The following is a 21,613-nucleotide window of genomic DNA, read 5'->3' as shown; positions in this document are numbered from 1 at the left end:
GCGCGGACCTCAGGCTTCGGTCAGGGTCCACCTGCTCGAGTCGCCCGTCAGCTCCTCCTGGGTCACCGGCGCACCCTCGGTGGTCGCAAGCGCGGTGAGGTAGAGCCCGCTCTCCCGGTTGCGGATCGTGTAGCTCGCATCACCGCCGCGGGTCAGCTCCCATTGCTGGTTCAGCCCGCCGCCGTCGGCCCACTGGCCGATCGGGTTGCCGGCCGTCAGCTTGTGGTCGAGGTTGTCCAGCGCCAGGCCGGAGTGCCGGTTGAGGATGGTGGAATACCCGCTGCCCAGGTCCACCACCTCCCATTGCTGCGACGACTCTCCGGTGCCGGTCTCGATGTTCGTCTTGGCGCCCGGAGACTGGCTGCCGCCGGCGATGCCCAATACCTTGCCGCTCGCCAGGTGGGCGATGGCGTACACGGTGCCGCCGCGGCCCGGCAGGTCCACGTCGTCGAGTGCCTCGACGAACGCGATCGGCGCCTGCTCGGTCCGGTGCAGGTCCAGTACGTGGATGGTGTTGGTGCCGCGCCGCAGGAATCCGGCCGGGCAGAACAGCGCGAGCTGCGGACCGACGTTCCAGTAGCGGCCCAAATTGTGGCCGTTGACGAAGACCAGGCCCTTGGTCCACTTCGACATGTCCAGGTAGGTGTCGCCGAGTGTGTCCACCTCGAACTCGGCGCGGAACACCTGACCGGGACGGGACGGATCGGAGATCCTCGTTTTCAGCTTCCGGAACCATGCCTCGGTCAGCGGCAGCAGATGGGTGGTCCAGCCGTGGATGTCGGTCTGCGAACCGTCTTCGGCGGTCACCGCCACCGACGAGGTAATGCCCTTCCGGTCGACCATCCCGTGCCCGTAATTGATCCGACCCATGCCCTCGACCAGGACGTCCAGCGTGCTGGTCGTGGAGGTGCCCGCCGGCAGTGGTAGTGGCCCGTCACCGATCCGCACCTGCACCGGGTTGGTGAATGCCGCCGGGACGGCGGTGCGGGACAGCCCGCCCTGGTAGGCGCCGTCGAGGAAGACGGTCGCGTAGTCGTGCACCGAGCTGACGGTGAGATCACCGCCGACGTGCTGGCGCAGCTTCGCGCGGTAGAGCACCAGGCCGAAGTCCTGGCCGTGCGCCTCCATCGGTCGGGGATCCGGTTCGCCGGCGGACGCGGCGCGCGGAAGGTTGTCCCACAGCGAGGCGTACGGGGTGGCGGTGGTGGCCGCCGGCGCGATCGCCGGTGGTGCCGCCGGCACCGGGGGCGCCGGGACACCGGTCGCCGTCGTGATGATCTCTCGGTACTGCTGGTAGAGGTCGGTGGCGACGCCCTGCTCGGTGACCGGCGCGCCGTAGTCGTAGCTGGTGATGTCGGGTCCGTAGTTGCTGCCGTCATTGCCGGCGTTCGCCCCCGACCAGAATCCGAAGCTGGTGCCGCCGTGGAACATGTAGAAGTTGAACGACCGCTTCTGCTGCATCAGCGCGGTGACCTGACTGGTGACCGCGCCGGAGGCGAAAGCCCGGTCGCCCCAGTGGGTGAGCCAACCGGAGTAGAGCTCGCCGGACATCGCCGGAACGTCCGGGAACGACCGGCGTGCCGCCGCGATCGAGTTGACGTCGCCGCCGCTGAGTGCGATCGCGCCGCCGGGGACGTTGGTGTGGTTGCTCTGCACCTGCCCGAGGCCGTCCTCGGTGTAGAACGGCCCGGTCAGGCCGTTGTCGATCCAGGTCTGACGGATCTCCTCCACGTAGGTGGCGTCGTTGCCGTACGAGCCGTATTCGTTCTCGACCTGGATCATCAGGATCGGGCCACCGTTGGCGACCATCAGGTGACGCACCTGGTGGGCCAACGCCGCGGCGTAACGGCGGAACGCGTCCATGTACGGCGGGTAGTCCGCGTGCCGCACCCGTAGTTGGGCGTCAGGGTCGGCGAGCAGGTACGAAGGCAGGCCGCCGAGGTCCCATTCGCCGCAGACGTACGGGCCGGGGCGCAGCAGCACCCACATACCCTCGCGTTGGGCGAGCCGGATGAATCCGGCCAGGTTCCGTCGCTCGCTGTGGAAGTCGAACTTTCCCTCGCGAACCTCGTGGTAATTCCAGAAGTCGTAGGCCGAGATGGTGTTCAGGCCCATCGCCTTGGCCATCCGGATCCGGTGCCCCCAGTGCTCGACCGGCACCCGGGCGGGGTGGATCTCGGCGCTGCGGATCTGTAGTGGATTCCCGTCCAGCAGGAACTCGCTGCCGTCCGCGGCGAAACCGAAGGTGTGCCGCCCGGCGCCGGGCGGTCGGTCGGCCTGCGCGGCCTGCGCGGCGGTGCCGGTCAGCGTCATTGCGGCCAGCGGCGACAGGCCGGCCAGGGACAGGAACTTGCGACGATCCATGGGTACTCCTCGTCATTGAGCCAGTGGAATCCACGCGCCGTTGGAAAGCACTGCACAGATCTAGACATATTCGAGCACTTTCGATCACGGCGGCCATAGTTGAACACGGCCGGACCCGGTTCGCAACCCCTTCGCCGGCCCCGAGGACGGCGGGGTACCTACTGTCATGGGCATGACGAACGACAAGCAGCTGCACTGGGGCATCGTCGGGCCGGGCCGGATCGCCGAAAAGGTGGTCGAGGACTTTCGCCTGGTGCCGGGGGCGATCCCGGTCGCGGTGGCGTCCAGGTCCGCGGACCGGGCGGCCGACTTCGCCAGGCGACACGGCCTGCAGCGCAGCTACGGCAGCTACGCCGAGATCGTCGCCGATCCCGATGTCGACGTGCTGTACATCGCCACCCCCCATCCGCAACACCACGCCATCGCGCTGGCCGGCTTGCGGGCCGGCAAGGCCTTGTTGATCGAGAAGTCCTTCACCGCAACCGTTCCCGGCGCGGAGCAGATCATCGATCTGGCCCGTTCGACCGGCACCTTCGTGATGGAGGCGATGTGGACCCGGTTCCAGCCGGCGATCGTCGAGCTGCGCCGGCTGATCGACGACGGGGCCATCGGCCAGGTCCGTCAGGTGCAGGCCGACCTCGGTGTCGACCGGCCCTTCGATCCGGCCGACCGGCTCTTCGATCCGGCCCAGGGTGGCGGCGCGCTGCTCGACCTCGGCGTCTACGTGGTCTCGTTCGCGCAGTACCTGCTCGGGAATCCGACCACGGTGACGGCCACCGGGTCGTTGGCGCCGACCGGGGTCGACCTCGAGGTCGGGCTACTGCTCGGGTATGACGACGGCCGGGCGGCCACGCTGCTGGGTTCGCTGCGGAACCCGACCCCGGGGCAGGCCAGGATCTTCGGCACCGGGGGCTGGATCGACGTGCTGCCGAGATTCCACCATCCGAGCACCTTCGTGCTGCACCGCAACGGGTCCGAGCCGGAGACCGTGAGCCGGGAGCCGCTCGGCGGTGGCTACGCCCACGAGCTCATCGAGGTGACCGATCGCGTCCTTGCCGGAGCCACCGAGAGCGAGATCATGCCGCTGGCCGACACGCTGGCCGTCCAGCGCATCCTGAACGGGGCGAGCGAGCAATTGGGCGTCCGGCACACCGAGGATGCGACAGTCCAGGTATGACGGCGCAGCTCAGGCTCCGGCCGCCGCAACACCGGGTCGACCCGCGATGTCGCGGATGGTGGGCGAGCCGGATAGGTCTACTCGTCGGCGTCCCAGCCGTCGTGCTGTTCGTCCTCGGGGTCCTGCTCGACGCGGCCAGGCCGTGGCTGTGGTGGCCCGCCGCGCTGCTGGCGCTGGTCGCGATCGGTGGTGCCGTCGTCGTTCCACCGGTGCTGTTCCGGATCCACCGCTGGGAGGTGACCGACGAGGCGGTCTACGCCCGCAGCGGCTGGCTCTGGCAGGAATGGCGGGCCGCTCCGCTGTCGCGGGTCCAGACGGTGGATGTGGAACGTAGCCCGCTGCAACGGGTCTTCGGGTTGGCCACCCTCACCGTGACCACCGCCTCGGCCAAGGGCCCGGTCCGGATCGAGGCACTGGCCAACGAGCAGGCGGAACAGATCTCGCACCGGCTGACGGTGCTGACCGAGCAGGTGTCCGCCGGTGCCGCGGACCGCGACGCCACCTGATGTCCGCCGCCACCTGATGTCCACCGATAGTGCGACCGGATCGCCGACCGACCACCGGCTGGATCCGCGCACCGTTCCGGCGTCGGCGTTGACGGTGGCCGGCACGTTGCTGGCCGCCGGGGTGCCGACCACGATCGGCCTGCGAATCGGCGACATCGCCTGGGAATGGGTGCTGCTGTGGGTGCTCGGCGGCACCCTGCTGCTGTCCGCCGCCGCCGCGCTGGTCGAATGGATCCGGTGGCGCTGCAGCAGTTTCCGGATCGACGTCGACCGGGTCGAGTACACCTTCGCGTTACTCGGCACCAAGCGCACCTCGCTGCCCCGTGACCGGATCCGGACGGTCGAGATCACCGCCGACCCGGCGCAACGGCTGCTGAACGTCGCCGATCTGCGGATCGGTACCGGTGATCAGCACGGCGATCTCACGCTCAGGTCGGTGAGCCGGCAGTACGCGGAGACGTTGCGGCTGCAGTTGTTGCACCGGCCGGGAGCGGAGGTGCCGGGCGAGCTACCGGTGATCGGCGAACTCGCCAGCTTCCACCCGAGTTGGCTGCGGTACGCACCGATGAGCTTCTGGACGCCGGTACTGGCCGCCGGCGCCTTCGGCGTGCTGATGCAGGTGGCCGGCTGGTTCAACGCGAACGGCGCTGTCCTGCAATGGATCCAGGACCGGTTCGCCGGCGTTCCGCTGGTCTGGGAGCTGCTGGCACTTGCCGTCGTCGGGCTGCTGGTCGGCGCGATCGGCAACCTGGCCATCTTCATCGAAGGGTGGTTCAACTACACGCTGGAGCGCGAGCCCGACGGCGCGTTGCGGATCCGCCGCGGCCTGCTGGTGCACCGATCCACCAGCTTCGAGGAGAACAGGGTCCGCGGTGTCGCCCTGGTCGAGCCCCTCGGCATCCGTGCGGTCGGGGCGGCCCGGCTGGACGTGCTGGCGACCGGCCTGCGCCGGACCGACGACCAGCGAACCGCGGAACCGGACACGCTGATGCCGGCGGCGCCGCGAGCGCAGATGCGGCAGGTAGCGGCGGCGGTGCTGGGCACCGCCGTGCCGGACCGGCTCACCCGGCACCCGGCGGCCGCCCGACGCCGCCGGTTCGTCAGGGCCGCCGCGGCCGCCACCTCGGTGACGCTGCTGTGCGCGGCCTTCGCCGTGCTCGTCATCCCGGCCCTCTGGTGGGCAGCGGCGGCAGCCGCCCTACTGCTCGGCGGGTTCGCCTTCTGGTCCGCCGGAAACAACTACGCCGCGCTCGGTCATCGGGTCACCGACCGGCATCTGGTGGTCCGGTCGGGATCGATCCACCGGGCGACCGAGGTACTCGGTCGGACCGGACTGCTCGGCTGGAACCTGCGGCAGTCGCCGCTGCAGCGCCGTTCCGGTCTGGTCACCATGCTGGCCACCACCGCTGCCGGTGACGGTGCGATCCGGCTACCGGACGCCGGCGTGGATCAGGCCGTCGGGCTGCTGCTCGAGACCGCGCCGGAATGGCGCCGGCTACTCGTCGAACAGCCGCCGCCGTCGAACTGAGCGACAGCCGCCGCCGTCGAACTGAGCGACGGCCGCCGCCGTGCCGGATCAGCGGATCTTGCGGCGGTAGAGCCTGGTCGCGAACAGGTACGCGACGGCCAGGATGCCGACGCACCAGGCCAGAGCGATCCAGATGTCGGCGCCGACCGGCTGTCCGGTGAAGATCGCGCGGATCGAATTGACGATCGCCGTGACCGGCTGGTTGTCCGCGAACCACGCGACGGGGGCGGGCATGGTGTCGGTCGAGACGAATGCCGAGCTGATGAACGGCAGGAAGATGAGCGGGTAGGAGAACGCGCTCGCGCCGTCAACGGTCTTGGCGCCCAAACCGGCGATCACCGCGACCCAGGTGAGCGCCAGGGTGAACAGGATCAGCACCCCGGCCACCGCGAGCCAGCCGAGAATACTTGTGCTGGTGCGGAAACCCATCAACAGTGCGACGGCGATGACGACCACCAGCGAGGCCATGTTGGCGACCAGTGAGGTCAGCACATGGGCCCACAACGCGCTGGGCCGGGCGATCGGCATGGACTGGAAGCGCTCGAAGATCCCGCTCTGCAGGTCCATGAACAGTCGGTAGGCGGTGTAGGCGATACCCGAGGCGATGGTGATCAGGAGGATGCCGGGCAGCATGTAGTCGATGTACGAACCCGACCCGACGTCGATGGCGCCGCCGAGCACGTAGACGAACAGCAGCATCAGCGCGATCGGGGTGACCGCGGTGGTGATGATGGTGTCCGGGCTGCGGGCGATATGGCGCAGCGACCGGCGGGTGAGGACCGTGGTGTCCTGCAGGGCGTGTGTGGCCATGATTTTCCTACCTTTCTGCATCGGCGGTGCGGTGCACCGCGGCGCTGTCGCTGCTGCCATCGGCGCCGCCGTTGTCGCCCACCAGCGCCAGGAAGACGTCTTCCAGGCTCGGCTGCTTCTCGACGTACTCGACCTTCGCCGGCGGCAGCAGTTGCTTGAGTTCGGACAGGGTGCCGTCGACGATGATCCGTCCTTGATGGAGGATCGCAATCCGGTCGGCGAGCTGTTCGGCTTCGTCCAGGTACTGCGTCGTCAACAACACCGTTGTGCCGTTCTTGGCGAGTTCCTCGACGGTCCGCCACACCTCTTTGCGTGCCTGCGGGTCGAGGCCGGTGGTCGGCTCGTCGAGGAAGATGACGGGCGGATCGCCGATCAGGCTCATGGCGATGTCGAGGCGACGGCGCATGCCGCCGGAGTAGGTGGACGCCCTCCGATCGCCCGCCTCGGTGAGCGAGAACCGGGCGAGCAGTTCGTCCGCGATCTGGCCGGCGTGCTTCAGATGCCGCAGTTGTGCCACCAGGGCAAGGTTCTCCCGCCCGCTGAGGATCTCGTCGACGGCCGCGAACTGCCCGGTCAGGCTGATCGACTCCCGAACGTCCTGCCCGCTATCGGCGACGTCGAAGCCGTTGACTTCGGCCGTTCCGGCGTCCGCCGCCAACAGCGTCGACAAGATCTTCACCACCGTCGTCTTGCCGGCCCCGTTGGAGCCGAGCAGGGCGAAGATGCTGCCCTGTGCAACATCGAAGTCCACGCCGCGCAGCACCTGCAGATCGTCGTACGACTTCTGCAGATTCCGCACCCGGATGGTGGCCGCGGTCATTGCTGCTCCCTCCCTTCGGCGTCCTGGATGGCCTTGACGAGGCGCTCGCGCTCCTTGTCGATCCACTGCTTGCCGCTGTAGGCCTGGGCGAATGCCTCGGCGAACTCGACCGGGTTGTCCCCGACGATCGCGTGCAAGGTGGTGCCGTCAGCCGCGGCCCTTTCCCAGAGCTCGACGTGGTCGCCCATCATCGACAGCAGGGTTCCGCCGTCCGTGACTCCCGCGTAGTAGGTCAGGTACCGCTGCAACGCCTTCGCTGCGGCGGCGTACGGCTCGGGGAGAGCGTCGATACGGGAGGCGTACTGCCGGTACTCCTTCTTCTGTTCGAGTGATCCGGTCAAGGTCTCGATCCACTTCGCTGCCATTTCAGTTCCTTTCTCGGTGGAGCTGTTCGATACGTTCTGCGAGGAAGCTCCAGGTCCGCCAGAACTCTTCGAGCTGGTCCCGCCCTTGGGCGTTGACCGAATACACCTTTCGTGGCGGCCCCTTCTCGGAAGGGACCTTCTGGACGTCGACGAAGCCCCGCTGCTCGATCCGGACCAGTAGGGCGTAAACAGTGCCCTCGACCAGGTCCGCGAAGCCCTGCTCGCGCAGCCGGGCGGTGATTTCGTATCCGTAGGCCGGACGTTCGGCCAGGATCGACAGCACAATTCCTTCGAGCGTGCCCTTGAGCATCTCCGTCATCTGATTCGCCATCACGTCTCCTTCGACCTACTCGGCGTCGCTGACTACTGGTAGACAGTAACACTGACTACCGGTAGATAGCAACACCAAGTACGACGGACCTGAACGACCACCCGAAGCCCGGATCCGCCGGCAGTATCGTCGAGTGCGTGGAGACGCACAGCCACCGCGCGGACCACGGGACCGGCGGTCACGATCACGGCGTCCGGGTGGACGCCGATCGGCGCTATCTCTCGGGTGCGCTGGCGCTGATCGTCGCGTTCCTGATCGCCGAGGTGACGGTCGGCGTCATCGCCGGGTCCATCGCGCTGATCTCGGACGCGGGGCACATGCTGACCGACGCCGCGTCGATCGTGCTGGCGCTGATCGCGATCCGGCTGGCCGCCAAACCCGCCCGCGGCCGCTGGACGTACGGATACCGCCGGGCCGAGATCCTCTCCGCGCAGGCCAACGGGCTCACCCTGCTACTGCTGGCCGCCTGGTTCATCTTCGAGTCGATCCGGCGGCTCATCTCACCGCCCGAGGTCGAGGGTCTGCTGGTATTCGTCACCGCGCTGGTCGGCATCGGCGTCAACATCGTTGCGGCCTGGCTGATCTCGAAGGCCAACCGGACCAGCCTGAACATCGAGGGCGCCTTCCAGCACATCCTCAACGACCTCTACGCCTTCATCGCCACCGCCCTCGCCGGGCTGGTGGTGATGCTCACCGGGTTCACCAGGGCGGACGCGATCGCCGCGCTGGTGGTCGCCGCGCTGATGATCCTGGCCGGCTATCGGCTGGTCCGCGACTCCGGCCGGATCTTCCTGGAGGCGGCGCCGGCCGACCAGGACCCGGACGTGATCGGCCCGGCCATGGCCCAACAGCCGGGGGTCACCGAGGTACACGACCTGCACATCTGGGACGTCACCTCGGGCCTGCCGGCACTGTCCGCGCACGTGCTGGTCGAGCCGGACGGCGACTGCCATGCGGTTCGGCGTGGGCTCGAGCAGCTGCTGCAGTCCGACTACCGGATCCGGCACACGACCCTGCAGGTCGATCACGCCGGCGCCGACTTCAGGCTGCCGGCGACGCTGCCCGACCCGACCCTGGCGCGGCCGGCCGGTGCGCCCACCTCGTCGGCCGGGCGGCCGGTGTCGCGCGGCACCGGGGCCGCCGACGGCGGCCGGACACCGGTGCAGCAGGATAACTGCGAAGACCCGCACGGCCCACGGCACCACCCGGTGGCCGGGCGGGTCGACAGCCCGGCCAGCCCCCCGCACTGACCGGCACGGGCGCTGCCGGTGCCCGGGGCCGAGCAGTTGCCCCGACGTCGAAGGCGGATGCCATGTCCGATCCCGCCGGGGACGACGCGCTGTACCTGGGCATCGACATCGGCACCCAAGGAGTGCGCGCCGCGCTGGTCGCCGCCGACGGGACCGTCGTCGGCACCGGTGCGAGCCCGCTGCGCAGCAGTCGCCGGGAGGCCGGCCGGCACGAGCAGGATCCCGACGAGTGGTGGCGTGCGCTCTGCCAGGCGAGCACGGTGGCGCTGGCCGGACTCGGCGGCCGCAGGCTGGGTGGGGTTGCGCTGGACGCCACCTCCGGGACGATCCTGGTCGAGGACGCCCGGCAGCGACCGCTCACCCCGGCGCTGATGTACGACGACGCCCGGGCCGTCGAGCAGGGGGCCGCCGTGGCGGCCGCCGGTCGGTCGGTCTGGGCCAGGTTCGGGGTGACGATGCAGCCGAGTTGGGCGTTGCCCAAGGCATTGTGGTTGGTGCACGGTGGTTTGACGCACGGTGGTTTGACGCACAGTGCTTTGACGCACGGTGGTTTCACGCACAGTGGTTTGACGCACGGTGGTTTGGCGCACGGTGGTTTGGCGCACAGCGCCGCGCTGCCGGCCGGCGCCCGGATCGTCCACCAGGGCGATCACCTGGTGGCCCGGTTGGCCGGCCGCCCGACAGCCACCGACACCAGCCAGGCGCTGAAGACCGGCGTCGACCTGATCGAGCTTCGGTGGCCATCTGACGTGTTCGACGACCTCGGGCTGGACGTCGGCCTGCTGCCCGAGGTGGTACTGCCGGGCACGGTGATCGGCGAGGTGGGCCCGGCCGCTGCCGCGGCCACCGCGATCCCGGTCGGCACGCCGATCCGGGCCGGCATGACGGACGGCTGTGCCGCGCAGATCGCTTCCGGCGCACTGGATCCGGGTTCGTGGAGCTCGACCCTTGGCACCACCCTGGTGATCAAGGGCAGTACCTCGGCGCCGGTGATCGACCCGACCGGGGCCGTCTACTCGCACCGGAGCCCGGACGGCGGCTGGCTGCCGGGCGGGGCGTCCGGCATCGGCGCCGGGATCATCGCGCGCGATTTCGCCGGGGCCGACCTGGCCGCGCTGAGCACGGCCGCCGCCGCCCTGGAACCGGCCGGCGGGGTCTGCTACCCGCTGGCCGGCCGGGGCGAGCGCTTCCCGTTCGTCGCCCCAGCGGCCACCGGGTTCACCGAGGGCGTCCCGGCCGGTGCAGCTGCCCGATTCGCCGCCGTCCTGCAGGGCATCGCCTTCACCGAACGTCTTGGCTACCAACGGCTCCGGGAACTCGGCGCGGAGGTTTCCGGTCCGGTCAGCTTCTCCGGCGGGGCCACCGCGAACGACTACTGGAACCAGCTGCGTTGCGATCTGCTCGGCCTGCCGGTGGTGGTCCCCGAGCACGCCGACGCCGCCATAGGGATGGCGATCCTGGCCGCAGCGCCACCGGATCGACCCGGCGGCGTGGCCGCCACCGCGGCGCGGATGGTCCGTCATTCCCGGGCTCTGCAGCCCGACCCCGACCGAGCGGCGGTCTTCGACGACGCCTATGCGGCGTTCGTCGCCGCGCTCACCGAGCGCGGCTGGCTGCCCGGCGCCGCGCCGCACCAGGCAGCAGCCGCACACCAGACAGCACAGGAGGACGGGCCGTGACCGCACCGACCACCGTCATCGTGTCCCGGCACGGCCAGACCGTCTGGCATGCGGAGAACCGGTACGCCGGGTCCAGTGACGTCGACCTGACACCGACCGGGCGCCGGCAGGCGGAGCAGTTGGCCGAGTGGGCCGGCCGGGTCGAACCGCAGGCGCTGTACGTCTCGCCGATCCGCCGGGCCAGGGAGACGGCGGCACCGGTGGCCGCCGCGCTGGGCATCGAACCGATCGTGCTGGACGATCTACGGGAGGTGCACTTCGGCGTGATGGAAGGCCGGACGATGGCCGAAATGCGTTCCGCCGCACCGGACCTGGTCGCCAGGTTCGTCGACGATCCGGTCGGCGGGCACTTCCCGGAGGCCGAGCCACCGACCGCGGCCGCCGAGCGCGGACGGGCCGTCTTCCATCGGATCGCCGCTGCCCAACCCGGCGCGACGGTACTGGTGGTGGCGCACAACACCTTCTTCCGACTCACCCTGTGCGCGCTGTTGGGCATTCCGCTGGGCAGCTACCGCCGGGTGCTGCCGCGGCTGGACAACGGCACCCTGACCACCCTGTCGCTGACCGGTGACCCGGACTCCGGCGCCGCACTGCTCTCGTTCAACGTGCCACTGGACACCGGAGCGTCAGGCGACACCCGGCCCGCGGCACCATGAGCGACGAACGGCGGCAGAAGATCGCCGTCGCCACGGTTTTCGTCGCGGCGATGTTCATCAACATCATCGACGCGACCGTGGTGAACGTGGCCCTGCCGACCATCGCTCTCGATTTCGGGGTGCCGGTCGATCAGACGGCCACCATCAACATCGGCTTCCTGGTCGCGGTCGCGGTCGCCATCCCGGTGGCCGGCTGGCTCGGCGACAGGTTCGGCCCGCGCGGGGTGTTCATCGGTGCGCTGGCGGCGTTCACGGTGGCCTCCGGCGCCTGCGGGCTGGCCGGGTCGGTCGAGCAGTTGGTGCTGTTCCGGGTGCTGCAGGGGCTGGGCGGCGGGCTGATGACCCCGGTCGGGCTGGCCATGCTGTTCCGCACCTTCCCGGCCAACGAGCGGGTCCGGCTGTCCCGGATCACCACGGTGCCGATCGCGTTCGCGCCGGCGCTCGGCCCGGTACTGGGCGGGTTCCTGGTCGAGCACGTGAACTGGCGGTGGATCTTCGGCATCAACATCCCGATCGGGGCGCTGGCGCTGATCTTCACCCTCATCTGGGTCCGGCCGCTGGCGCCGGCACCGCGGACCAGGCTGGACATCGCCGGGTTCCTGCTGGCCGGCATCGGTTTCGCCGCCTTGATGTTCGCGGTCTCCGAGGGCCCATCCCGCGGGTGGGGATCGCCACTCATCCTGGTCTGCGGCCTGGTCGGTCTGGGCCTACTGGTGCTGTTGGTGATGGTCGAACTGCGGCTGACGGCACCGATGCTGCACCTACGGCTCTATGCGTTGCGGCTGTTCCGGTCGGCCAACCTGGTCACCATGGCGTCGTCGGCCGGCTTCCTCGGGGCGCTGTTCGCCTACCCGCTGATGCTGCAGACCTCGTTCGGTTACGGCGCGATGGAGGCGGGACTGCTCACCTTCCCGGAGGCATTCGGGATCATGATCGGCACCCAGCTGGTGGGCCGCCGTTACGGAAGGGTCGGGCCGCGTCGATTGATCGCCGGCGGGCAGACGTTGGTCTGCCTGCTGCTGCTGACGATGGCGGCGATCAGCGGCCAGCGGGTCCCGCCGGTGGTGCTGGTGCTGGTGATGCTGGTGCTGGGGATCGGTCAGTCGCACACCTTCGTGCCGACCCAGGCCGCCGCTTTCGACACCGTGCCCAGGGACAAGATCGGCGCCGGGACCTCGCTGTACAACGCCACCCGGCAGGCCGGCTCGGCCATCGGGGTGGCCATCGCCGCGACGGTGATCGCCGCGATCGGGGTCGGCCTGGCCCCCGACGCCGACCCGACCCCGTTCCGTTGGGCGCTGGTGGCCTGTGCGGCGTGCAACGCCCTCGGGGTGTTCTTCGCGCTCACCATCGACGACAACGACGCCGCACCGAGTCGCGGCCACACCACTTCGAAGTGAACGTCGACCCGGCTAGTTGCCGCGGCCGCCCGGCGGACCGATGAGCAACAACGTCACCATGATCACCACGACCAGCGCCACGAAGACACCGGTCAGCACCGCCGGCCGTCCGAGCATCCAGCGCAGCAGCCTGCTCACCGCGGTGTGATCGCGAGGATCGTCGGTGGCGGTGGTGCGCCAGCCACCCTCGAGCAGCTGACGCCGCTCCAGTCGGTTGTCGAACGGGATCGTCGCGTACGGCACGACGGCGGTGAGCACCGCGGCGACGATGAGCCGGGTGTTCCACCGCTGGTTGACGCCGACCAGCACCGCGGTCAGCCCGTAGCTGATGAACACCAGGCCGTGCAGGGAGCCGGCGATCAGCACCGGCAGGCCGCCGGCCTTCGCCACGTACTTCAGCAGCATGCCGATGATCAGCAGCGTCCAGGTCACGGTCTCGGCGATGGCGACGATCCGATAGAACCGGCGGGGAGACAGTTTCGGCGCGGCCGGTGTGATGACCGGACCGGACACCGATGGTCGGGACGACATGCGTGGTTCCTCTCGGGTTCTGCGGGCTTGCCCCCACGCTAGCTGGCTGCTGCACGGCGGCTCCGCCGCACCGGCCGCCAGGGGCGAACGGGCCGTCGGCGGCTACCGTCGATCAGGTGAGCGACAACCCAGCGGTCGAGCGCCTGCGCGGGCTGCCCATCGGCACCAGGGTGGTGGTCCGTCACCGGGTCCCCGGCGCCTTCACCGACGCGTTGGGCGACCTGGTCGCGATCGACGACGCGACCTGCACCATCAGCACCCGGCGCGGCGAGGTCGTCATCGACCTGGCCGAGGTCGCGCTCGCCAAGCCGGTCCCGCCGCCACCGCCCCCTCGATAGTCCGCAGCCGCGACCGGCAGGATTGTGGAGCAATCGCCGCATGGTGGAGCAATCACAGGAATGTGGAGCAATCGCGGTGGGTGGACAACCGTGCGCCTGCCGGAGTGCACCGAAGGCGGCTCCTGAGTCCACTCTTGGTGCATCCGGACCCGTGGATGCGGCCGATGACCTCAAAACCCCGCCAAAAAGCGCGCCACGGCGTTAACAGGTACCGGGAAAGAGGCGGAGAGGGCCTCCCGAGCGCTAGAATGAGGAGTGCCTTCGACGTAGTGGTGCCCAGCAGCCTCGCTGACGGAATCGGCAGTCCCAAAAGTTGGGCGTCGTCAGCCGGACCGGATCCCCGGTTCCGGCGCCATCGGCGGGCCGCGGTGCCGCGGCATCCGGTCGCGTCATCGACGCGCGGTGTGCGCAGCTGTCCAGGGCCGTTCTCATCCTAAGGAGACCAGTGGCGAAGAAGAAGAACGAGTACGGCGCGTCATCGATTACCGTGCTCGAGGGGCTGGAGGCCGTCCGCAAACGGCCCGGCATGTACATCGGTTCCACCGGCGAACGCGGCCTGCACCACCTGGTGCAGGAGGTCGTGGACAACTCGGTCGACGAGGCGATGGCGGGCTTCGGAACCAAGATCGTCGTCACCCTCCAGGCGGATGGCGGTGTCTGCGTCGTCGACGAGGGCCGCGGCTTCCCGGTCGACATGCATCCGACCCAGAAGAAGCCGGCCGTCGAGGTGGCGCTCACCGTGCTGCACGCCGGCGGCAAGTTCAACTCCGACACCTATGCCGTCTCCGGCGGCCTGCACGGCGTCGGCGTCTCCGTGGTGAACGCGCTGTCGACCAGGTTGGTTGTCGACATCAACCGCGACGGCAACCACTACCGGCAGAACTACGACAACGCCGTGCCCGGCCCGCTGGAAATTGTCGGCAGCAGCACCGGAACCGGCACCACCATCACCTTCTGGGCCGACCCGAACGTCTTCGAGACCGTCGAGTACAACCTGGAGACGATCTCCCGGCGGCTGCAGGAGATGGCCTTCCTCAACAAGGGCCTGACCATGGTGCTGCGCGACGAGCGGCCCAAGGCGCGCGAGCTCGACGAGACCGCGGGCGACGGCGCTCTGGACGGCGCGCTGGACGTCAAGACGGAGGCCAAGGAGCGCAGGTCGCTGCCCGCCGAGCGGGTGTTCCACTACCCGGATGGGTTGATCGACTACGTCAAGCACATCAACGCCACCAAGGACCCGATCCACCCGTCCGTCATCGGGTTCGACGTCAAGGGCGAGACGATGGAGGTGGAGGTGGCCATGCAGTGGAACTCCTCCTACTCGGAGTCGGTGCACAGCTTCGCCAACACCATCAACACGCACGAGGGCGGCACCCACGAGGAGGGCTTCCGGGCCAGCCTCACCACCGTGGTGAACAACTACGCCAAGGCGAAGAAGCTACTCAAGGACAAGGACCCGAACCTGTCCGGCGAGGACGTCCGCGAGGGCCTGGCGGCGATCATCTCGATCCGGCTGCGGGAGCCGCAGTTCGAGGGCCAGACCAAGACCAAGCTGGGCAACACCGAGGCCAAGAGCTTCGTGCAGAAGGCCTGCAACGAGTGGCTCACCGACTGGTTCGAGCGCAATCCGTCGGAGGCCAAGCAGATCATCAGCAAGGCGGTCGGTTCGGCGCAGGCCAGGGCGGCGGCCCGCCGGGCCCGCGACCTGGTGCGGCGCAAGGGCGCGCTGGAGATCGGCGGCCTGCCCGGCAAGCTCAAGGACTGCCGGTCGACCGACCCGGCCCAGTCCGAGTTGTACATCGTCGAGGGCGATTCGGCCGGTGGCAGCGCCGGCGCCGGCCGCGATTCGATGACGCAGGCGATCCTGCCGATCCGCGGCAAGATCATCAATGTCGAGAAGGCCAGGATCGACCGGGTTCTGAAGAACACCGAGGTGCAGAGCCTGATCACCGCCCTTGGCACCGGCATCCACGACGAGTTCGACCTGAGCAAGGTGCGCTACCACAAGATCGTGCTGATGGCCGACGCCGACGTCGATGGTCAGCACATCCGTACCCTGCTGCTCACCTTGCTGTTCCGCTTCATGCGGCCACTGGTGGAAGCCGGATACGTCTACCTGGCCCAGCCGCCGCTGTACAAGCTGAAATGGACCAAGGGGGCGCACGAGTTCGCCTACTCCGACCGCGAGCGCGACGGGTTGATCAAGATCGGCAACGAGGCCGGCCGCCGGCTGCCCAAGGACGACGGTGTGCAGCGCTACAAGGGTCTGGGCGAGATGGATGCCAAGGAGCTGTGGGAGACCACGATGGATCCGGCCCACCGGCTGATGCTGCAGGTCACCCTGGACGACGCGGCCACCGCGGACGAGTTGTTCAGCGTGCTGATGGGCGAGGACGTGGAGGCGCGTCGTTCGTTCATCACCCGCAATGCCCGCGATGTCCGCTTCCTGGACTTCTGAGCGCGGATTTCCGGGCAACCGGATATCTCCTCGACGCGGGTCGGGGAATTGACGATCCACCCACAGGCTTCATCCCCAGTTGTGGATGAAATTCCGCTCAGCGCGGACGTGATCTGAAAGGTCTGCAGTTGTGACTGGTCCCACCGATGGCGACGGCACCGATAACGGTTCCGGTACCGACAACAACGAGAACAACAACTCCGCTGACGAGACCAACGGTTCGGTCGACGGCGGTGACGTCAGCCCCGGCGGCGGTGACGTCACCCCCGGTGGCAGCGGCTCCTCGGACGGGCCGGACGAAACGGCGGAGGCCGGCGAGTCCGTCGATACGGTGATCGTCCAGCACGACCGGACCGAGCCGATCGACATTCAGCAGGAGATGCAGCGCTCGTTCATCGACTATGCGATGAGCGTCATCGTTTCCCGTGCGCTGCCGGACGTCCGGGACGGACTGAAGCCGGTGCACCGGCGCGTGCTGTACGGCATGTACGACTCCGGTTTCCGGCCGGATCGCGGGCGGGTCAAGAGTTCTCGCGTGGTCGGCGACGTGATGGGTAACTACCACCCGCACGGCGACTCGTCGATCTACGACACCGTTGTCCGGATGTCGCAGCGCTGGTCGCTGCGCTATCCGATGATCGACGGCCAGGGCAACTTCGGATCCCCTGGTAACGATCCGGCCGCTGCCATGCGGTACACGGAATGCCGGATGAGCAATCTGGCGATGCACATGCTGACGGGCATTGACGAGAACACCGTCGACATGATCCCGAACTACGACAACAAGACCACCGAACCGACGGTGCTGCCCTCGCGTATCCCGAATCTTCTGGTGAACGGTTCGGAAGGTATTGCGGTCGGCATGGCCACCCGCATTCCGCCGCACAATCTCCGCGAGGTCGCCGCGGCGGTGTTCTGGAGCCTTGAGCACCCGCAGGCAACGGCGGAAGAACTGCTCGAGGCGGCCGTGGAACGGATCAAGGGGCCGGATTTTCCGACCGGCGCGCTGATCGTCGGCGCCGACGGTATCGCCGATGCCTATCGGACCGGCCGCGGCAGCATCCGGATGCGGGCCGTCGTGGAGATCGAGGAGGACAGCAAGGGCCGCACCATTCTGGTGGTCACCGAGCTGCCGTACCAGGTCAACCCGGACAATCTGGTCGAGTCGATCGCGCAGCTGCACAAGGACGGCAAGATGGCCGGCCTGGCCGACGTCGCCGACGAGTCCAGCGACCGGATCGGGCAGCGCATCGTCGTCACCCTCAAGCGTGACGCGGTGGCAAAGGTGGTGCTGGCCAACCTGTTCAAGCACACCCAGCTGCAGACCAGCTTCGGCGCGAACATGCTGGCCATCGTCGACGGGGTGCCCCGCACCCTGCGGCTGGACCAGATGATCAGCTTCTACGTCACCCACCAGATCGAGGTCATCACCCGGCGGACCCAGTTCCGGTTGGACGAGGCGGAGAAGCGCGCCCACATCCTGCGCGGCCTGGTCAAGGCACTCGACGCGCTCGACGAGGTGATCGCGCTGATCCGCGCATCGCAGACGGTCGACGTCGCCCGCGAGGGTCTGAAGGAACTGCTGGACATCGACGACGTCCAGGCGATGGCCATCCTGGACATGCAGCTGCGCCGGCTGACCGCCCTGCAGCGGCAGCAGATCATCGACGAGTTGGCGGAGATCGAGCTGAAGATCGCCGACCTCAAGGACATCCTGGCCAAGGACGAGCGCAAGCGGCAGATCATCGCCGACGAGCTCGCCGAGGTGGTCGAGAAGTACGGCGACGAGCGGCGTTCCAAGCTGGTGCCCTACGACGGTGACGTGTCGATGGAGGACCTGATCGCCGTCGAGGACGTGGTGGTCACCATCACCAGGACCGGCTACGCCAAGCGCACCAAGTCCGATCTGTACCGGGCCCAGAAGCGCGGTGGCAAGGGTGTGCAGGGCGCCGGCCTCAAGCAGGACGACATCGTTGCGCACTTCTTCGTCTGCTCCACCCACGACTGGATCCTGTTCTTCACCAACAAGGGACGGGTGTACCGGGCCAAGGCGTACGAGCTGCCGGAGGCGAACCGGAACGCCCGCGGGCAGCACGTGGCGAACCTGCTGGCCTTCCAGCCGGACGAGAAGATCGCCCAGGTGATCCAGATCCGGAACTACTCGGTGGCCCCGTATCTGGTGCTGGCCACCAAGGGCGGGCTGGTCAAGAAGTCCGAGCTGACGGCGTTCGACTCCAACCGGCAGGGCGGCATCGTCGCGGTGAACCTGCGGGACGGCGACGAGCTGGTCGGTGCGGTGCTCTGCTCCAGCGAGGACGATCTGCTGCTGATCAGCGCCGAGGGGCAGTCCATCCGCTTCCACGCGACCGACGAGGCGCTGCGGCCGATGGGCCGGGCCACCTCCGGCGTGTTGGGCATGCGGTTCCGCGACGGTGACGAACTACTCTCGCTGGATGTCGCGCAGGAGGGCGCCTACGTGCTGGTGGCGACCGAGGGCGGTTTCGCCAAGCGGACGGAGATCGACGAGTATCCGGTGCAGGGTCGCGGCGGCAAGGGCGTGCTGACGATCAAGTACGACCGCAAGCGTGGCAAGCTGGTGGGCGCGTTGATCACCGACCTGGACACCGAGATCTTCGCGATCACCTCCAGCGGCGGGGTGATCAGGACCAGGGCCAAGGAGGTCCGCAAGGCGCAACGGCAGACGATGGGAGTGAAGTTGATGAACCTGTCCGACGGTGACAAGCTCGTCGCGATCGCCCGCAATGCCGATGCCTCGGACGAGGTGGACGAAAACGGTAACGGGTCGGATACGGCCGATGGTCCCGACAAGAAGGGTGACGGTGCGTGACGACGCCTCGCACGGATCAGCCCCGTAACGATCCGTCCGGCAGCGGCGGTGGGCACGCCGCACCGCCGCGCCGGGCGAAACCGACGAAACGCCCGCCACGGCTGGCCTCGCTGCAGCTGAAGCGGATCGATCCGTGGACGGTGCTGAAGATCAGCCTGATCGTGGCGATCGTGATGTTCTTCGTCTGGATGATCGCGATCGGCATCATCTACCTGGTGCTCGGCGGGATGAACGTCTGGACCTCGGTCAACGACACGTTCAACACGCTGACCACCTCGGACACCACGCAGGCCACCGGTGACCTGATCACCCCGGCCAGGGTGTTCACCATCGCCGCGGTGATCGGCGCGGTGAACATCGTGCTGTTGACCGCGCTGTCCACCATCGCCGCGTTCGTCTACAACGCCGCCGCCGGCATGGCCGGCGGAGTGGAACTGACTCTCGGCGAGCGCGACTGAGTCTTCTGGTTCGCCGGCCGCGCTGTGCCCGATTGGTTCGCCGGCCGCGCTGTGCCCGATTGGTTCGCCGGCCGCGCTCGGCTGCGGTCACTAACCGGGCTCGTTCCTCGCCCGGTTCGTGTCCTCGCTTCGCTGTGCCGGCGAACGAGGGCGCGGGCGCCGGGTTCGTGTCCTCGCTTCGCTGTGTCGGCGAACGAGGGCGCGGGCGCCGGGTTCGTGTCCTCGCTTTGCTGTGCCGGCGAACGAGGGCGGGCGCCCGGGCTGGTGTCCTGGCTTTGCTGTGCCGGCGAACGGGGGCGCCCACCCCGTGTCCTCGCTTCGCTGTGCCGGCGAACGTGGGCCGGTGGTCCCGCTGGGGCGTAGCGGGCTTGTCCCGCCCGGGTGAACCGTTCGGCCGGGCGTCACGTACTTAGTGGAATCGGGACAGCGTCGATCGGGCAGCGGTCCGCCACATCCCATGGGATGAGCCACCTTTCGCCCGATTTCGACGGTGACCAGCACCCGAGTTTGCCGCAGCGTTGCTGGCGTGCGGCCATCCGTGCGGTTACCACGAGCTGGGATACGCCCAGCCTGAGCGAGGACTTGTCATGCACAAAATCAGCAACAAGGTCACCGGCATCGCGGCCATCGCGGCCCTCGGCGTCGCCATGGCCACCACCACCGGCATCAGTTCCGCGACGCCCGCAGCGCATCCGACCGCGGGATCCGCGTTCGCCGACCGCGGCGACATCCGGCAGCTACCCGTTCCCCTGAAAGACCGGCTCGCCCTGCTGGCGAGCCGACCGAGCACCTACCCGCCGATGACGGCCTTCTCCGAGGCCGCCACGCCCAGCAAGCTGTTCCAGTACTACCTGTTGGACACCAAGCACTTCCAGCCCAACGAGTTCACCACAACGATCCCCGGCGTCAACGACGGCGTCGCGCCCAGCGCGACCGGACCCAACCACGATCTACCGAACCTGGGCGCCATCCGGGTAGTCGTCGAGCCCAAACCTGGCCTGCCGAAGGATCCGAACGATCCGGGCTCATTCGTGGACATCTTCAGCGACATCTCCGGCCTGTTCGTGATCAACAACGAGTCGGGCTGGTACGAGGGCTGGCTGATCCACGATGTGACCGTTCCGGCCGCCGCGGCGCCCCGGCCGGACGGGCATGCGCAGTTCGGCAAGCTCACCGCGGCCGACGTGGTGAAGCTGGCCCGGATGGGCGATTACCACAATCGGCCCGGCGCGATCTTCACCACCGACGGGAAGAACGTGCACCTGCCGGCGGCCACCGATCACTGGCCGGATCACGTCTCCAACACCGTTCCGGTGCAGGTGTCGCTGGGTGCCTACAACGCGCTGCAGCAGAGCGACCTGCACTCCTACTGGGAGCTGAACCAATACACGAACTGGGCCCCGCCGACGTACGAGCTGCCGTTCACCGGCGGTCTGCCCGGCACCTTCGAAAAGGGCAAGGTCGGCGCTCGGTCCTCACTGATCCCGGGGTCGGGTCCGTCCGGCGTCAGCAACACCCCGCAGGCCGAAGGTGACAACCCGAACCTGCCCCGCGACCCCGACCGGCTGCTCAACACCAGCCCGGACGATCCCGACCGCGGCAGCGTCAACAACGACGATCACAAGGAAACCCGGCTCCGGTTCATCCCGAGCGGGCTGTCCAACGAGGTGCTGCTGGACGCCTACGAGCGCCTGGCCTCGTTCGAGCCCAACGTGCACAGCCTCAAGAAACGCATCTTCGACGGTTATGCCGCCGAGGTCGCGCGGGTCGACTCGAACCACGACGGCGTCGTCACCGCTGTGGAGGCCGACCTCGAGGGCACCTCGGACGGTGGCCAGTCCAACGACCGGCTGTTCCTGCCGGCGCCCGCCTACAACCGGGTCGCGGTCACCCGGGAGATCAACGACGGGCTGCTGTCGCCCCGATTCGCACCGAGCCAGCGGGCCTGGGTCCTCAGCGGCACCATCACCAGGGTCAACCCGTCGGTCAATGCCTCCATCCCGCAGGACGGCGACAACCGCTGACCGGACAGCGCGGCGACCCGCCGCCGGCCCACCCGGCCGGCTGCGGGTCGGCTCGGTTGGCGGCGGGCAG

The 21,613-nt window shown here is 68.6% G+C and carries 18 protein-coding genes; 12 read left to right on the top strand and 6 right to left on the bottom strand.

What is annotated here, in order from left to right:
• Positions 1-9 precede the first annotated feature (9 nt).
• Positions 10-2,364, bottom strand: a complete 2,355-nt coding sequence (locus K340_RS29005) for a beta-galactosidase (protein WP_161632084.1) — start codon at positions 2,362-2,364, stop codon at positions 10-12.
• A gap of 166 nt (positions 2,365-2,530) precedes the next feature.
• Here K340_RS29005 and K340_RS0110160 point away from each other — a divergent pair, with 166 nt between their 5' ends.
• The 3 genes from K340_RS0110160 to K340_RS28995 are packed head-to-tail and all read left to right on the top strand — an operon-like array spanning position 2,531 to position 5,575.
• The gene (locus tag K340_RS0110160; RefSeq protein WP_029136626.1) at positions 2,531-3,541 is read left to right on the top strand and encodes a Gfo/Idh/MocA family protein; all 1,011 of its coding nucleotides are present in this window, start codon (positions 2,531-2,533) and stop codon (positions 3,539-3,541) included.
• The gene (locus K340_RS29000) at positions 3,538-4,047 is read left to right on the top strand and encodes a PH domain-containing protein (RefSeq protein ID WP_051265739.1); all 510 of its coding nucleotides are present in this window, start codon (positions 3,538-3,540) and stop codon (positions 4,045-4,047) included. Before K340_RS0110160 ends, K340_RS29000 begins: the two co-directional genes overlap by 4 nt.
• A gap of 16 nt (positions 4,048-4,063) precedes the next feature.
• On the top strand, positions 4,064-5,575 hold the full coding sequence (locus K340_RS28995) for a PH domain-containing protein (protein ID WP_154674174.1): 1,512 nt from the start codon (positions 4,064-4,066) through the stop codon (positions 5,573-5,575).
• Between the two features lie 48 nt (positions 5,576-5,623).
• Here K340_RS28995 and K340_RS0110145 read toward each other — a convergent pair whose 3' ends face one another.
• From K340_RS0110145 to K340_RS0110130, 4 genes are read right to left on the bottom strand one after another with little or no spacing between them, the layout of a single operon-like run.
• Complete coding sequence (locus K340_RS0110145; protein WP_029136625.1) at positions 5,624-6,385, bottom strand: ABC transporter permease; 762 nt, start codon at positions 6,383-6,385, stop codon at positions 5,624-5,626.
• Positions 6,386-6,392: 7 nt separating this feature from the next.
• Positions 6,393-7,205, bottom strand: coding sequence for an ABC transporter ATP-binding protein (locus tag K340_RS0110140; RefSeq protein WP_029136624.1), 813 nt, complete (start codon positions 7,203-7,205; stop codon positions 6,393-6,395).
• Complete coding sequence (locus K340_RS0110135; protein ID WP_029136623.1) at positions 7,202-7,570, bottom strand: DUF1048 domain-containing protein; 369 nt, start codon at positions 7,568-7,570, stop codon at positions 7,202-7,204. Before K340_RS0110135 ends, K340_RS0110140 begins: the two co-directional genes overlap by 4 nt.
• A 1-nt stretch (position 7,571) precedes the next feature.
• On the bottom strand, positions 7,572-7,901 hold the full coding sequence (locus tag K340_RS0110130; RefSeq protein WP_029136622.1) for a PadR family transcriptional regulator: 330 nt from the start codon (positions 7,899-7,901) through the stop codon (positions 7,572-7,574).
• 137 nt (positions 7,902-8,038) lie between these two features.
• Between K340_RS0110130 and K340_RS28990 the strand changes: the two genes are divergently transcribed.
• The 4 genes from K340_RS28990 to K340_RS0110110 all read left to right on the top strand — a co-directional run bounded on the left by K340_RS28990 (position 8,039) and on the right by K340_RS0110110 (position 12,886).
• Positions 8,039-9,151 (top strand): cation diffusion facilitator family transporter, encoded by a 1,113-nt coding sequence (locus K340_RS28990; RefSeq protein ID WP_211229368.1) that lies wholly within the window; start codon positions 8,039-8,041, stop codon positions 9,149-9,151.
• Positions 9,152-9,213: 62 nt separating this feature from the next.
• Positions 9,214-10,830, top strand: coding sequence for an FGGY-family carbohydrate kinase (locus tag K340_RS0110120; protein WP_029136621.1), 1,617 nt, complete (start codon positions 9,214-9,216; stop codon positions 10,828-10,830).
• Positions 10,827-11,486 (top strand): histidine phosphatase family protein, encoded by a 660-nt coding sequence (locus K340_RS0110115; protein ID WP_029136620.1) that lies wholly within the window; start codon positions 10,827-10,829, stop codon positions 11,484-11,486. Before K340_RS0110120 ends, K340_RS0110115 begins: the two co-directional genes overlap by 4 nt.
• Positions 11,483-12,886, top strand: a complete 1,404-nt coding sequence (locus K340_RS0110110) for a DHA2 family efflux MFS transporter permease subunit (RefSeq protein ID WP_029136619.1) — start codon at positions 11,483-11,485, stop codon at positions 12,884-12,886. Before K340_RS0110115 ends, K340_RS0110110 begins: the two co-directional genes overlap by 4 nt.
• 12 nt (positions 12,887-12,898) lie before the next feature.
• Here K340_RS0110110 and K340_RS0110105 read toward each other — a convergent pair whose 3' ends face one another.
• Positions 12,899-13,417 carry a DUF3817 domain-containing protein gene (locus tag K340_RS0110105; protein WP_211229367.1) on the bottom strand — a complete coding sequence of 173 codons (519 nt, stop codon included), beginning with the start codon at positions 13,415-13,417 and terminating at the stop codon, positions 12,899-12,901.
• A 116-nt stretch (positions 13,418-13,533) separates the two neighbouring features.
• Between K340_RS0110105 and K340_RS0110100 the strand changes: the two genes are divergently transcribed.
• The 5 genes from K340_RS0110100 to K340_RS0110080 all read left to right on the top strand — a co-directional run bounded on the left by K340_RS0110100 (position 13,534) and on the right by K340_RS0110080 (position 21,543).
• Positions 13,534-13,755, top strand: coding sequence for a putative acetyltransferase (locus tag K340_RS0110100; protein ID WP_154674173.1), 222 nt, complete (start codon positions 13,534-13,536; stop codon positions 13,753-13,755).
• A gap of 445 nt (positions 13,756-14,200) precedes the next feature.
• Positions 14,201-16,213 (top strand): DNA topoisomerase (ATP-hydrolyzing) subunit B, encoded by a 2,013-nt coding sequence (gene gyrB, locus K340_RS0110095; RefSeq protein WP_029136616.1) that lies wholly within the window; start codon positions 14,201-14,203, stop codon positions 16,211-16,213.
• Between the two features lie 379 nt (positions 16,214-16,592).
• Complete coding sequence (gyrA, locus tag K340_RS0110090; RefSeq protein ID WP_084614296.1) at positions 16,593-19,061, top strand: DNA gyrase subunit A; 2,469 nt, start codon at positions 16,593-16,595, stop codon at positions 19,059-19,061.
• Positions 19,058-19,519, top strand: coding sequence for a DUF3566 domain-containing protein (locus K340_RS28985; protein WP_051265735.1), 462 nt, complete (start codon positions 19,058-19,060; stop codon positions 19,517-19,519). The genes gyrA and K340_RS28985 overlap by 4 nt, the downstream gene beginning before the upstream one ends.
• A 587-nt stretch (positions 19,520-20,106) precedes the next feature.
• Positions 20,107-21,543 (top strand): hypothetical protein, encoded by a 1,437-nt coding sequence (locus K340_RS0110080; protein WP_211229366.1) that lies wholly within the window; start codon positions 20,107-20,109, stop codon positions 21,541-21,543.
• Positions 21,544-21,613 lie beyond the last annotated feature (70 nt).

Origin of the sequence: Nakamurella lactea DSM 19367, assembly GCF_000426645.1 — a bacterium.
In the GTDB taxonomy this organism is placed as follows: Bacteria; Actinomycetota; Actinomycetes; order Mycobacteriales; family Nakamurellaceae; genus Nakamurella; species Nakamurella lactea.
The sequence above is the reverse complement of the archived record's forward strand: the minus strand, read 5'-3'. Positions and strand labels throughout refer to the sequence as shown.

Coding starts and splice junctions, on each gene's coding strand:
- K340_RS29005 (WP_161632084.1), bottom strand. CDS start 2,364: ATGGATCGTCGCAAGTTCCTGTCCCTGGCCGGCCTGTCGCCGCTGGCC.
- K340_RS0110160 (WP_029136626.1), top strand. CDS start 2,531: ATGGGCATGACGAACGACAAGCAGCTGCACTGGGGCATCGTCGGGCCG.
- K340_RS29000 (WP_051265739.1), top strand. CDS start 3,538: ATGACGGCGCAGCTCAGGCTCCGGCCGCCGCAACACCGGGTCGACCCG.
- K340_RS28995 (WP_154674174.1), top strand. CDS start 4,064: ATGTCCACCGATAGTGCGACCGGATCGCCGACCGACCACCGGCTGGAT.
- K340_RS0110145 (WP_029136625.1), bottom strand. CDS start 6,385: ATGGCCACACACGCCCTGCAGGACACCACGGTCCTCACCCGCCGGTCG.
- K340_RS0110140 (WP_029136624.1), bottom strand. CDS start 7,205: ATGACCGCGGCCACCATCCGGGTGCGGAATCTGCAGAAGTCGTACGAC.
- K340_RS0110135 (WP_029136623.1), bottom strand. CDS start 7,570: ATGGCAGCGAAGTGGATCGAGACCTTGACCGGATCACTCGAACAGAAG.
- K340_RS0110130 (WP_029136622.1), bottom strand. CDS start 7,901: ATGGCGAATCAGATGACGGAGATGCTCAAGGGCACGCTCGAAGGAATT.
- K340_RS0110120 (WP_029136621.1), top strand. CDS start 9,214: ATGTCCGATCCCGCCGGGGACGACGCGCTGTACCTGGGCATCGACATC.
- K340_RS0110110 (WP_029136619.1), top strand. CDS start 11,483: ATGAGCGACGAACGGCGGCAGAAGATCGCCGTCGCCACGGTTTTCGTC.
- K340_RS0110105 (WP_211229367.1), bottom strand. CDS start 13,417: ATGTCGTCCCGACCATCGGTGTCCGGTCCGGTCATCACACCGGCCGCG.
- gyrA (WP_084614296.1), top strand. CDS start 16,593: ATGCAGCGCTCGTTCATCGACTATGCGATGAGCGTCATCGTTTCCCGT.
- K340_RS0110080 (WP_211229366.1), top strand. CDS start 20,107: ATGCACAAAATCAGCAACAAGGTCACCGGCATCGCGGCCATCGCGGCC.